The sequence below is a fragment of the Idiomarina sp. ST10R2A5 genome (genome assembly GCF_051842325.1).
GTDB classification, from domain to species: domain Bacteria; phylum Pseudomonadota; class Gammaproteobacteria; order Enterobacterales; family Alteromonadaceae; genus Idiomarina; species Idiomarina abyssalis.
Genome location: NZ_JBNIEX010000006.1, coordinates 98,041 through 111,222 on the forward strand (window position 1 = coordinate 98,041; position 13,182 = coordinate 111,222).

10 protein-coding genes are annotated in these 13,182 nt (G+C 49.7%); 3 read left to right on the forward strand and 7 right to left on the reverse strand.

Translation table 11 applies throughout. The features are described from left to right. Positions 1 to 40: 40 nt before the first annotated feature. Genes ACP7FG_RS09220 through ACP7FG_RS09235 form a run of 4 tightly spaced genes read right to left on the reverse strand, consistent with a single transcriptional unit; the run spans position 41 to position 3,456 of the window. Entirely contained in the window at positions 41 to 1,315 is a 1,275-nt protein-coding gene (locus ACP7FG_RS09220) for a type IV pilus secretin PilQ (RefSeq protein ID WP_439226211.1), read from the reverse strand. Further along, positions 1,315 to 2,136 carry a hypothetical protein gene (locus ACP7FG_RS09225; RefSeq protein WP_439226212.1) on the reverse strand — a complete coding sequence of 274 codons (822 nt, stop codon included), beginning with the start codon at positions 2,134 to 2,136 and terminating at the stop codon, positions 1,315 to 1,317. The genes ACP7FG_RS09220 and ACP7FG_RS09225 overlap by 1 nt, the downstream gene beginning before the upstream one ends. Next, positions 2,129 to 2,650, reverse strand: a complete 522-nt coding sequence (locus ACP7FG_RS09230; protein ID WP_439226213.1) for a hypothetical protein — start codon at positions 2,648 to 2,650, stop codon at positions 2,129 to 2,131. The genes ACP7FG_RS09225 and ACP7FG_RS09230 overlap by 8 nt, the downstream gene beginning before the upstream one ends. Next, positions 2,638 to 3,456 carry a hypothetical protein gene (locus ACP7FG_RS09235; RefSeq protein ID WP_439226214.1) on the reverse strand — a complete coding sequence of 273 codons (819 nt, stop codon included), beginning with the start codon at positions 3,454 to 3,456 and terminating at the stop codon, positions 2,638 to 2,640. The genes ACP7FG_RS09230 and ACP7FG_RS09235 overlap by 13 nt, the downstream gene beginning before the upstream one ends. A 154-nt stretch (positions 3,457 to 3,610) precedes the next feature. On the opposite strand from ACP7FG_RS09235, the gene ACP7FG_RS09240 reads away from it, so the two are divergent. Further along, a complete protein-coding gene (locus tag ACP7FG_RS09240) occupies positions 3,611 to 6,073 on the forward strand; it encodes a penicillin-binding protein 1A (RefSeq protein ID WP_439226215.1) in 2,463 nt (820 codons plus the stop codon). A 30-nt stretch (positions 6,074 to 6,103) separates the two neighbouring features. On the opposite strand, the gene ACP7FG_RS09245 is transcribed toward ACP7FG_RS09240, so the two are convergent. After that, positions 6,104 to 8,545 (reverse strand): bifunctional aspartate kinase/homoserine dehydrogenase II, encoded by a 2,442-nt coding sequence (locus ACP7FG_RS09245; RefSeq protein WP_417448030.1) that lies wholly within the window; start codon positions 8,543 to 8,545, stop codon positions 6,104 to 6,106. Positions 8,546 to 8,719: 174 nt separating this feature from the next. Here ACP7FG_RS09245 and metJ point away from each other — a divergent pair, with 174 nt between their 5' ends. Next, complete coding sequence (gene metJ, locus ACP7FG_RS09250) at positions 8,720 to 9,043, forward strand: met regulon transcriptional regulator MetJ (RefSeq protein ID WP_224798386.1); 324 nt, start codon at positions 8,720 to 8,722, stop codon at positions 9,041 to 9,043. Here metJ and ACP7FG_RS09255 read toward each other — a convergent pair. After that, the gene (locus ACP7FG_RS09255) at positions 9,040 to 10,284 is read right to left on the reverse strand and encodes a malic enzyme-like NAD(P)-binding protein (protein WP_224798385.1); all 1,245 of its coding nucleotides are present in this window, start codon (positions 10,282 to 10,284) and stop codon (positions 9,040 to 9,042) included. The two genes, metJ and ACP7FG_RS09255, sit on opposite strands and share 4 nt — an antisense overlap. 247 nt (positions 10,285 to 10,531) lie before the next feature. Further along, positions 10,532 to 10,744, reverse strand: a complete 213-nt coding sequence (gene rpmE, locus ACP7FG_RS09260) for a 50S ribosomal protein L31 (RefSeq protein WP_054490333.1) — start codon at positions 10,742 to 10,744, stop codon at positions 10,532 to 10,534. Positions 10,745 to 10,911: 167 nt separating this feature from the next. Between rpmE and priA the strand changes: the two genes are divergently transcribed. Beyond that, the gene (priA, locus tag ACP7FG_RS09265) at positions 10,912 to 13,122 is read left to right on the forward strand and encodes a primosomal protein N' (protein ID WP_439226216.1); all 2,211 of its coding nucleotides are present in this window, start codon (positions 10,912 to 10,914) and stop codon (positions 13,120 to 13,122) included. Positions 13,123 to 13,182: the final 60 nt, after the last annotated feature.

Genomic DNA, 13,182 nt, shown 5'->3' on the forward strand with positions numbered 1-13,182 from the left:
CAACTTGAGCCCACTTTAGCAATAGTAATCGGCTTTTGGACTAAGTTTGGGGCAATATCGTTGGTGTGACGAAAATCATTAACTCCCGCTTTTCATTGCGCTGCTGCTGGTGAGAGAACAAATTCCCGAGTAACGGCAGCGAACCTAAGATGGGGACACGACTGTCATCATTCAAGCTATGTTCCTGAAAGATTCCACCTAAGACGATAGTTTCGCCATTTTTCGCCAGTACCCGCGTCGACATTTCCTGAGTGTCGATGGCAACGGCTGGTCCGGTAGGTGTTGCAACGGTGTCGCCGCGGGTGTTCTGGGTAATGGTGAGCTCCATTAACACATGGTTATTTGGCGTAATTTGCGGAGTCACACTTAAGCCCATAACCGCTTTTTTAAATTGCACCGCAGTAGCCCCGTGCGCAGCTGTTTCGACGTAAGGTATCTCTGTACCTTGTTCTATGTAGGCGGGTTGCTGGTTCGACGTGAAAATTTTGGGGCTGGTAATAATTTCGGCTTTGTTTTCCTGCTCCAGCGCCGTTAATTCAAGATCCAGCAGAATGTCATCGCTCAGCCTGGCCAGGTTAGCGGAAAATGTTCCGGCGGGGTTTGTTGCCGGTAAGTCCACTTGCATACCTTTAACAAAGCTCCCTGCGTCCTCAGGTATTGCCAGTCCGTACTCCGACGCGCCCCAACGAATACCCAGTTCTTTACTGACGTTGGCCTTTACCGTCACCATACGGGCTTCAATGAGAACTTGTTTGACCGGTACATCCAAATCAATGACTAACTGACGAATGGTGGCCAGTTGCTCCGGCGTGTCCCGAACAATGAGCGTATTAGTGCGCTCATCAACACTGACCGCTCCGTTGGGTGACAAAAAGCTTTGCTGCTCATTTTTTAATAACGACGCTAAGTCACTGGCTTTCGCAAAGTTTACGCTAAGCAAAATAGAGCGGTGCTGGCTATTGTCTACGACAGCATCATCGGCGACATCAATGCGGAGCATGGAACCTTGTGCGTGAACCGTTAAGCCATGACTGGTTAGTAGCGTGTCGAAGGCATCCTGCCAGGCAACCTTGTTGAGTTTCAAACTGGATTCACCACTGACCTGGTCGGTAATCAATATATTTAACTGATGCTGATCGGCCAGTAATTGTATGAGTTGGCTTAGCGGCATTTTATCGGTATTGAGCGAGACAGGTTGTTGCCTTTGCTCTTCGCTCAGCAGGCTTTTCCAGGAAGTTTCCATTGCGTAACCAGATGTAGAGCAAAGCACCAGCAGCAGACTGAGCACACAAAAAGAGAATTTAATTGGCTTCATTACGTTTTCTTGTCCTTAGTTAAACGAAGTTTGACGGTCTCGGCCGACCAACAGCCAGCATACTGCTGCCAGCGTTCGAACAGTGCGTACCCGGGGTTAATTTCACGCAGTTGCATGAGTGGGTTTTCTATCCAGCTGTTGTTAGCAAGGGTTATTACGCGGTCCGGCAGTTGCAGCAGAGCTTTTCTTTGTGGTGAGGTTTGTGTGGCCAGTAACTTAACTAAAGACCAGTCACTGATTTGAATATTGCTCTTTATTGCAGGCCGCTCTAAGCATTTAGGAGGCTCGACAGTAATGGACGGAAAGCTTGTTTTAAACAGCGTGTTGGCGTCAATGCTTGCCGAAGCGGCATCATTGGCGTTTAACCACAGAAACTGCCAACTGAGTTTACCGCTGGTTAAGTCTGTGTCTTGCCACTTTAATGTTTGAGTAAAAGGAAAAGCCTGAGTCGCGCCGTGTTGTGCCAGCATTACAGAGGCAACAAAACGGACAGCGCGCTGATAGCTACCATTAACCCCAACCAACCATTGCTCAGAACGCTCTGGATCCTGTTGGTAGTGCAAGTCTACCTTTTGTTGCTTTGCCGCCTGGGTCAGTAAAGACGAAACACCCACGAAGGAGGGTTCGGGCACGTCGATACTGTCCTCTGCCGGAACTGGAGGAAGAGGTGCCTGTAGCTGCTGATACTGATTCCGCAAGGTGTTGCTAAGCTGCGCGGCCTGATACCCGGTTAAGTAATAGCTAATGAGCACAGCAAGCAGGGTAAAGATAAGCAGGGCCATGACCCAGATTAAAAGTGTTTTGTGTGATGATTTAGCCACGGCTGGCCTCACGCTGGCTATTTAAGTAATGGAATGAAACGCGTTTTTGCGGCAACAACTGCTGTTTTAGCCCGGCATGAACAAGTTGTTTGTTTAGCCATAAATAGTGATCGTTAACTTCCTGAATATGGCGATAGTTAGCCTCAAGCTTGAATTGTTCATGGCTAAAAGCAAGCCGGCGGTGATGAAAGCTTTTTGGGGTGTTGTCGAGTAATGCCGAAAATGCGTTAAGCCTCAGCTTATGTAAGCGTTTAAGCTGGGTAAAAATACGCTGATTTTCTTGCTGTTGCTTGTAGGCTTGCCAGCGTTGTTGGTGAACTTTACGCTCAGTCAGTTGTTGTTTTTGCACACTGATTTGCTGCTGCAACTGAGTCAGATAGTCACTGTATGAAATAACCCACTGTGACGAGAAAAAGGTAACAGTTATTAACAGTGCAATACCTGCTTTATGCAACGTGCGGTGGCGTTGCCATAAGCTTTGCTGTCGCCATTGCAGAAGGTTTAACGATGCCATTGGTTAAACCCCCGCAAGACTAAGCCTAATAACACCAGCTCATTATCTAATGCCGCAACAATGGGTGCTGGATTGTTTTTGAAAAAGGGTGTTGTTGATAGCACTAAGTGCGTGAGTTGCGTTTGCCCTTCAAGCTGCCGGTCAAGCGACGACTGAACCGCCTTATCGCCAAAGCTCATAACCCAACTGAATTTGCCGGACATTTGAGCCGACAAAAGATAAGGCAGTAAATTGAAAGTATCGACGTATTCTAAGCGCTGAAAAACACCGCCTTTGCAATACAGAACAATAGACTGAGGCTGTCTCAGCTCGACAATGACCCATTGCATTGGGCTTTCAAATACTGCGTTGTCGGGCCAAAGGTAAGGAAGTACTGCGTTGGTTGCACGTACAACAGACTGATAGGCCGGTTCAACCACATGTACCGGCATTTTCAGGGGGGCTAATAATGTTAGTAACTCCTCCAGAGCTGAGCGTTGACCAATGACCGCTTCAGCTTCGTTGTTTCGGGTAAAATAGTCGTAACTGATACCGGTACTGGTCTTTAATTGTGGCGGTAATTTTTCCAGTAACTGCTCTTCAACCTGATTGCGGTTGTCCAGTGCAATTTTCTGATAGTGAGTTGCGGTGTAATCAAGCGCTGAGACAATGCCATCTTTATTGAGTCCTTTATCGCTGAGGCTGTTTTTGTGTTGCTGTGAAAAGTGATCGACCACAAAGTGCCGGCCCTGTCGTGATAGTTGTAAAACCAGACAACTTTCACGATTCATTTGCACAGCAAGTGGTTGCTGGCGAAGTAATGACATTAGACAATATCCTTATTGTAGAAAAGCCAGATGCAAGCGTAGTGTTGTGAACAAAAATCCGCCATAATAGTCAGTAAGAATTTAGAGCTAATTTATGTCGGTTTTTGCGGTTTAAGCAGACTGGTGTAGTGAAAAAGGGTTATGGAGCAGATAATTGAAGTGGTTTAAGCGGCTAATTTACACCTTGCTGGTGTGTACTATTATTGGCGGGGTAGCGGTTGGCAGCCTTTACTTGTATGTAAAGCCCGAATTACCCAGCGTGGAAGCTTTGCGCGATGTGCGTTTGCAGACACCAATGCAGGTGTTCACAGCAGACGGGGAACTGATCTCACAGTTTGGTGAAAAGCGGCGTATACCAGTGGAGCTGCAAGACGTACCGCAACCGCTTATTGATGCTTTTCTGGCAACTGAAGACAGTCGTTTTTATCAGCATTTTGGCGTTGATCCTATTGGTGTTTTGCGTGCCTTTAGTGTGTTGCTGACCACCGGTGAGATTCAGGAAGGTGCCAGTACCATTACCATGCAGCTGGCACGTAACTTCTTTTTGAACTTTGAACGCGCGTGGATGCGCAAGATAAAAGAAGCCTTTATTGCCGTTCACATTGAACAGCTCTTAAGCAAAGATGAAATTCTGGAACTTTACCTCAATAAAATTACCTTCGGGCATCGCGCTCATGGCGTCGGGGCTGCAGCACAGGTTTATTACGGTAAGCCACTAAAAGACCTGACTTTAGCACAGATGGCAACCATCGCAGGTCTGCCTAAAGCGCCATCGAATCTAAACCCAATTTCAAACCCGATTGCTTCGAAAGCGCGCCGACGTGTGGTTTTGTTGCGTATGCTGGATGAAAATAAAATCAGCCAGGCGGAGTTTGAAGAAGCGGCTAATGCTCCGGTCACCGCTCGTCGTCATGGAGCGGAGGTAACGGTCAATGCGCCTTACCTGGCCGAGATGGTGCGCCAGGAAATGGTAGACCGCTACGGAGACGACCAAGCTTACAATGAAGGCTACAAGGTTTACACAACGATAAGAAGTGATGTGCAGCTGGCTGCGCGTCAGGCCGTCTGGGATAACCTGCACAGTTACGATGAACGCCATGGTTACCGCGGTCCGGTTAGCTTGTTGTGGTCGGCAGAGAAAGAAGAGGAGCCGGTGGAAGAACCGGCTATTCGGCAATACCTTGAACAATTACGCGTTATTGGTGCGGTTACACCGGCTGTGGTGACAGCCATTGGTGAGCAGTCTGCGGAAGTGATGGTTAAAGACGAGGGGAAAATCACTTTACCCTGGGAAGCCATGCACTGGGCCCGCGAATACCTGAACGAAGAACGTCAGGGACCGCCTCCGGAGACAGCCGGAGAAATCATGCAGCCCGGGCACGTTATTTGGTTGCGCCGGGTGAATGACGGCAGTGAATGGCGTCTGGCTCAAATTCCTGAACCAAGTTCCGCCATTGTGTCGTTAAGGCCCGATGACGGCGCTGTAGCTGCTGTGGTTGGTGGTTACAGTTTCCAACTGAGTCAGTACAACCGCGCATTACAAGCGGAACGTCAGGTTGGTTCTAATATTAAACCGTTAATATATTCAGCAGCCTTTGAAGAAGGATTGACGCTGGCGACTCTGGTTAATGATGCTCCGATTAACCAGTGGAATCCGGGCTCCGGTATTGCCTGGCGGCCCAAGAACTCGCCTGAAGTTTACGAAGGGCCTATTCGCCTGCGTAAAGCGCTGGCTAAGTCGAAAAACGTGGTTTCAGTGAGGCTAATTCGCGAAGTGGGTGTGAAAAAAGTGGCGGATCATTTAGCGAAGTTTGGGCTGGACCGTTCTGAAATTCCTGAAAATGAATCGCTCTCGCTGGGTTCTCTTTCAATGACACCGATGCAGGTAGCCAGAGCATTTGCTGTTTTCGCAAATGGTGGCTTTTTGGTCGAACCTTATTTCATTGAACGAATTGAAGATGCAGACGGTAATGTTTTAGACGAAACCGAGCCGACGCGCGCTTGTTTCGACTGCGATAAACCGGCACCGCAGGTCATCAGTGAGCAAAATGCATTTTTGGTTGAACAGGCAATGAACTCTGCTGTCTGGGGTGGTGGAAGCTGGCCTAATGGCACCGGCTGGAATGGTACCTCCTGGCGTATTCAACGTTCTAAACCCATTACCGAAGCGGTAGGTCGTAACATTGCCGGTAAAACCGGTACGACAAACGATGTGCGAGACACCTGGTTTTCGGGCTTTACTTCTAGTCTGTCCACCACGGTCTGGGTAGGTTTTGATGATGTTTCCAGAAAGCTGGGGCGTACGTCAAAGCATCCTGAAGTGGACTCCAGTCAGCAGGCAATAACAGGCGGTGAGGCTGGTGCTAAAACAGCGTTGCCTGGCTGGATCCTATTTATGGAAAAGGCGTTACCCCTGTTCCCCTCACGCGAGTTTGGTATTCCACCGGGCGTGGTGAATGTTCGAATCGACTTAGAAACTGGTAAGTTGTCGCATAAGAGCGATTACACAACACGCTTTGAATACTTCATTCGGGGAACTGAGCCGACAGAGTACAGCCGTAATAATGGCAACTCAGACCGCGATATTTTTGAAGACAATGACGACGATTTATTCTAGTCAGGCATTAGGACTAAATGAGTGGGAGCGTTAAGCTCCCACTGCCAGTTTACCCAGTAACTGATTCAAATCGGACTGAACACCACCTGCGGTAACGTGTTTACCTGCACCGGGACCACTTATTACGAGCGGCATTTCAGAATACCAGTCGGTGTAGATAACAAAGATGTTTTCGCCGGGTATTAGGTTTGCCAGCATATCCCCTTCCGGAATGTACTCAATACCAACCTGGGCGGTAACCCGCTGCTCATCACTGACCGTGAAGCTGGCCAGTAGTCGAGGGACCTTACCGTCTTTGGCGGCTTCGTCGAGCATAGCTGCCATGGGCTCATCAAGCTCAGATATGCGTTGCATAAAGTCGTTAAGCGGTATGTCGCGTAAGTTCTCCGGCACAAGGCTTTGTACCTGAATGTCCTGCCAGTCCAGATTCAAGCCAATTTCGCGTGCAAGAATCAGCAGTTTACGGACAAGGTCCTGGCAGGACAGATCCTCTCGTGGGTCGGGTTCGCTGTAACCCCTCTCTTTGGCTTCTTGTACCAGCGAACTGAAAGCCACACCTTTGGTGAAATTTTCAAACAGCCAGGACATAGTGCCGGAGAAAATACCGGAAATACTACGGATTTCGTCGCCGGAATTGCGTAAGTCATTAATGGCGTAATTCAGAGGCAGTCCGGCGCCAACTGTGGTGTTATAGAGCCACTCACGTTCGTATTCGTGCTGGATGGTACGAATTTCGCGGTACAGCGCTTCGTCAGCCGAGCCCGCGCGCTTGTTGGCGCTGATGATATGAAGACCGTTTGCGAACAGACTCGGGTATAATTGCGCGACTTGTTTCGCATCGGTTAAATCAATCACAACCAGCTCGTCGTATGGCGCATTGGGCAGCTCGCGCAACAGTTCGGTCAATACGTAAGGGCGCGCCAGGCGGTCGAAGTCATCTGCCCACTGGGTCAGTTCAACGCCGTTGTAATCCAGCCATAAACGGCGGGAGTTGGCTATGCCAATAACGCGAACGTCCATCACCTGATTAATGCGGTCTCGTTGTTGTCTGAACAGCTCCAACCAGGCTGTACCAATATTGCCACGGCCAATAACCAGCACACCCAGACTGCGGCGGTAGTTAAATAATTGACTGTGTAAACGGTTCAGTAAACGGTTATCAAGCTTCTGCTCTAAAATAGCCACAGCGGAGTCGCCGTTCTGAGTTAAGGCAAAGCGGCGTACTTTTTGTTCTGAAAGCTGGAGCTTAAAGGTCGAAAACTGATCGGTTTCCTGAATGCGGTTACCGACAATAGCGACCATGGAGTAACCGCGAATTTGAGTGATGGCATCACCCGCGCCCAGACTGTCCAGCCAGCCGGTCAGATAGTCTAAGTGGTTTTGGTGAAAGACCAGATATTGCTGATGATTTTCCGGCTCGGTCCAACTGACCAGCGGCTCTAACTCCAGTTCATCCAGGCGCTTTACTAAAGCCTTGTCCTGCAACTCAACTTTAAACAGAACCACTTCGGACAAAGACGTGAAAACTTTGCCGCGGGGCTGCGTATTCTGGAACTGACCAATGCGGGTTTGCTGGTTTTCTACTTTTAAGCTGGAACGTACCGATATGACCATGCGTTGACGGTCGACTGGCTGAAAGGTTCTTGGGTGCAGAACCGGGCTGCCAAGTCTTGCCAGTTCCTCGGCTTCGGTCCAGTCCAGTGTGGGCAAACTGACGACACGTTCAACTTTACGAGGATCCGCCGAGTAAACACCGGCAACGTCCTTCCATATGGTGACCTGGCGAGCATCGAGCAAGCTACCCACCAGCGTAGCTGAGTAGTCACTGCCGTTGCGACCCAGAGTCAAGCTTTCGCCGTTTAAGCCACGGGCAATAAAGCCGGTGACAATAAAGCGGGTGCCGGAATGAGGGGCTACCCGCAGTAGTAGCTTTTCACGGGAATGCTCAACCTGAATCACAGGCTCTGGAGCATCCGCTGCCAGTAAGAAGTCGCGGGCATCAATGTGGTCGGCCCGGGTGCCCTGTTTTTGCAGCAGCGCAGATAATAAGCGCGCCGACCAAAGTTCACCGTAGGACAGTAGCTCGGCGTTATGGGCAATGTCTTCGTCACCGGCCAACCAACGACGCCAGCGAGTGAAGTCCTGTTGTGACTGTTGCAGCAATTGCTGTTGTAAATCGCCACTTAATAACTCAGTGATAAGTCCTTGCTGAAAATTCTCCAGCTGATCGAGCAGAATACTGGCGGTATCGCCCGGCTGCGGTTTGGCGTTTATAATAGCCAGAATACGATTGGTCGTATCACCAGCGGCGGAAACCACGACAAGATCGCTCGCGCCGGCGTATTCCGTTACAATGCGGGCCACACGTCGATAGCAAAAGGCGTCGGCAAGACTGCTTCCGCCAAACTTGTGTACCTGAACACTGTCGGCAACGGCCTGCTTTTGCTCCTCTGTGAGCTGTATTGTTGTCATTCCGCCTTCCTTAACTACTCGCATGGATTGGGTTACTGCTACTAAGGCTAAAATATTGTCAGACAAATGTCAGCAACTTTTAGCCATCTAGACGGATAAAATTTGACGGGGTCGCTCAGTCGGGTACAATTCATTACAACTTACAGGGTTTTGTCTGACATCAGAGCAATGAATATGAAATGGAACGGCGAATACATTTATCCGTATGCTGAACACGGTCGTAAGAGTCAGCAGGTTAAGAAAGTTACGGTCTCAATTCCTACTCGGGTATTAAAAGTACTGACTGATGAGCGGACCCGTCGCCAAATCAATAATTTGCGTCATGCTACCAACAGCGAACTGCTGTGTGAGGCGTTTTTACACGCTTTTACCGGTCAGCCGCTGCCCGAAGATGAAGACTTGCAAAAATCGAATCCGAATAAAATACCCAAAGCCGTGCGGGAAGAGCTGGAAGCCAGGGGCTTGCCCATCCCGACGGATGACGAATTGGACGATTAATCCTGCATATAATTTTCTGGTAAATCGATTTTAGCCGCGCCGGATTTCACTGCGGCTTCAGCAACGGCGCGAGCCACACGCCGGCACAAGCGTGGATCGATAGGCTTAGGAATAATGTAGTTGCGGCCGAAGTTTAATTCTTTGACATCGGCTGCTTTTAGCACGGAATCGGGCACGGGCTCTTTCGCCAGCTGACGAATGGCCTCTACCGCTGCCACCTTCATTTCATCGTTAATGGCTGTTGCCCGCACATCTAATGCTCCGCGGAACATAAAGGGAAAACAGAGTACATTGTTCACCTGGTTCGGATAGTCGGAGCGGCCAGTTCCCATAATTAAGTCGTTCCGTGCTGCCATAGCAACTTCCGGTTTAATTTCCGGATCAGGGTTTGAGCAGGCAAAAATAACCGGGTTAGGTGCCATTAGCTGCAGCTCTTCCGGGCTGAGCAGGTCTGGGCCTGAAACGCCAACAAAGATATCAGCACCCTCAATAACATCTTTTAGCGTGCGCTTATCGGTATTGTTAGCGAACAGTTGCTTGTATTCGTTTAAGTCGTCACGGCGAGTGTGAATAACGCCTTTAGAATCGAGCATATAAATGTGTTCGCGCTGTGCACCGCATTTAATCAAAAGCTCCATACAGGCAATTGCTGCTGCGCCGGCACCGAGACAAACAATGCGTGACTCGGCCAGTTTTTTGCCCTGAATTTCCAGCGCGTTAAGCATACCGGCTGCGGTAACAATGGCAGTACCGTGTTGGTCGTCATGGAATACCGGTACATTGCAGCGTTCTATTAGCGCCTGCTCAATTTCAAAACACTCAGGTGCTTTAATGTCTTCTAAGTTAATACCGCCAAAGGTGTCAGCAATGTTGGCAACCGTATTGATAAAGTCCTGTGTGGTACGGTGACTGACTTCAATATCAATGGAATCCAGCCCGGCGAAGCGTTTGAACAAAAGTGCTTTACCTTCCATGACCGGTTTTGACGCTAATGGTCCCAAATTGCCCAGACCGAGAATAGCCGTTCCGTTGGTAATAACAGCAACCATGTTGCCTTTAGCTGTGTACTTGTAGGCATTGTCCGGGTCCTGCGCGATTTCCCGAACCGGCTCTGCTACGCCCGGGCTGTAGGCCAGCGCTAAGTCTTTACTGGTTTCAGCAGGGGTGGTGAGTTCAACGGAAATTTTACCCGGGGTCGGGTATTGATGGTAATCCAGTGCCTGTTGGCGAAAGTCTGTCATGCGGTGATACCTGAGTCTGGTGATCAGAATGCCGATCAGTCTATCGCTTTTGTGCTAATAAACAAATCTTACCTCCACCTTTGAGGGTAATGAGGTGAATGAAATTTCCAATGTGTTCAAAAGTACACCAGTTAACTTTTCTTTAACAATAGGCCGCTTAGCGAAACAGGCACAAAAAAAGGCGCTGTTTAGCGCCTTTTTCTTAAAATCTGCTGTTAAGCAGCGTTTTCTATAAGTTTTCTTAGGCTTATTTCTTGCCCAGAGCACCAAAACGCTTCTTAAATTTGTCAACACGACCACCAGTGTCCATTACACGCTGCTTACCAGTGTAGAACGGGTGGCACTCTGAACATACGTCCAGGTGAAGATCTTCTGAGCGGGTTGAACGCGTTTCGAACGTGTGACCGCAAGAACAGCTGACTTTTAAAGTCTCGTACTTAGGATGAATACCTTGTTTCATGGGGTTACCTCAGTTATGGGCCGCATCGCCATTCGATCCAAAGCCGAACACCATGCGCAAAAAAACATCAATGAATTAAGAGCCGCGCATTTTATGTGATCCTGAGCTTGTGATCAAGCAGAATCTGCTGCCTTGTATTCTGTGCGGTAGCGTTCCAGAATAGAGCCATGAAGCAAGCCAACACGGGCAGCGAACGACGTTATAAAGTCGCCCTGCCGTTACCTCTTCGACAAACCTATGATTATCTGTGCAAAAGTGCTGAGCCGCTGCCGCAGGGAGTGCGCGTGCGCGTGCCATTTGGTCAGCGCCAGTTAGTCGGTTATGTGGTTACTGAAGCCAATGACGAGCCGCCAACGTTTGAGCTGAAGTCGGTTTCGTCGGTATTGGATGAGCAACGACTGTGGCCGGATGATATTTGGCAGCTGGTTCGCTGGTCTTCCGATTATTACCACCACTCGTTGGGGGATGTTGCTGCCAATAGCCTGCCGGTTTTGTTGCGTAAAGGCGATGCGCCGGAATACCTGACTGAAACTTTTTATGCGTTGACTGACTTAGGCCTTGCTCAGTCTATTAACGACTTGAAAGGGGCGGCGCGACAACAGCAAGTGCTGGCGGCGCTGAAACATAAGCCGCTCAGGCGCAGCGACTTAACCGACATAGGTGTGACCTCGGCCGTGCTTCGTACCCTGCAGGATAAAGGCTGGATTGAGGTGCGTGAGCAGGCACCGGCAAAGCCACAAAGCTGGCAGCAGAAGCCATCGGTATTAAGAGAACAGGGTCACGAGTTAAATACCGAGCAGGCAGTAGCGGTTTCAACCATTAACCAGCAACAGAAGCACAATACGCTATTGCTGGAAGGCGTTACCGGCAGTGGTAAAACCGAAGTCTACTTACAGGCTATGCAACCGGTGTTGGAACGCGGTGAACAGGTTTTAGTGCTGGTGCCTGAAATTGGCCTCACCCCGCAAACCCTGCAGCGCTTTAAAGAACGCTTTGACGCGCCTGTGGTGATGCTGCACTCCGGTATGAGCGACAGAGAGCGGCTTAATACCTGGCTGGATGCTAAGCACGGGCATGCAGCGATTATTATCGGCACCCGGTCGGCAGTGTTTACGCCCTGCCAGAAGCTGGGGCTTATTGTGGTCGATGAAGAACATGATTTGTCCTACAAACAACAGGACGGCTTTCGCTACCATGCCCGGGACATTGCTATAAAACGGGCAGCATTGTTGAACATACCGCTGGTATTAGGTAGTGCAACTGCCTCGCTGGAAACGCTGAACAACGCGGTCAGCAAGCGTTTTCACTGGCTTAAACTGGGCCAGCGTGCCGGTGGCGCGCAAATGGTTAAACACGAGCTTATTGACCTGAAGCAGCAGCCGATAAAAGCCGGTATCTCTAAAATACTGCAGGAACAAATTCAGGTAGAAATTGAGCGGGGCAACCAGGTGCTGCTGTTTCTCAATCGCCGTGGGTTTGCGCCGGCATTAATGTGTCATGAGTGTGGCTGGCTGGCGCAATGCCATCGTTGTGACGCTTATTACACAGTACATAAAACCCATCAGCAACTGCAGTGCCACCATTGCGGTAGTCAGCAGCGGATACCGCGTCAATGTGGTTCCTGCGGTTCGCCGCAGATGATTTCTCATGGTGTGGGGACTGAGCAGCTCGAGCATAGTCTGAAAGAGATGTTTCCCGGCCGCGGGGTGCTGCGCATTGACCGGGATTCAACCCGCCGCAAAGGTCAGTTAGATGACTACCTGCAAAAAGCCACAAATAATGAATATCCCTTGCTGGTCGGCACGCAGATGCTGGCAAAAGGCCACCACTTTCCTAACGTGACTTTAGTGGCACTGCTGGATGTTGACGGCGCGCTCTACAGCGCCGATTTTCGGGCGGCAGAGCGTTTAGGGCAGCTTTATACTCAGGTGGCCGGGCGCGCCGGGCGTGAGCACAAAGCTGGTAAAGTGGTGCTGCAAACCCATCATCCGGAGCATGATTTAATTCAGGATTTGCTCAACAACGGCTATTCGCATTTCGCGTTGACGGCTTTAGCCGAACGCCAGCAAAGTGAGCTGCCGCCGTTTTCTTATTTGGCTCTGTTCAGGGCTGAGGCAACAGACAGAGACTCTGTGGTGCAGGCCATGACCCAAATTCAGCAGTTGATGCCGCAAGTAGAAGGTGCGTTTTTACTGGGGCCAATGCCTGCCTTAATGGAGCGTAAAGCCGGTCGTTACCGCTATCAATTGCTGTTACATTGTCAGTCACGGAAATTACGTTTTCAGTTAATTGAGCACTTGCTGCCGCAGATTAACGCCTTGCCGTTATTGAAAAAAGTACGCTGGTCGCTGGATATCGATCCGCAAGACTTCAGCTGATTAACAACTAAGCGGTTTTTTTTATCGGGCGTAGCGATTAAACTAAGCGCTTTGAATTTC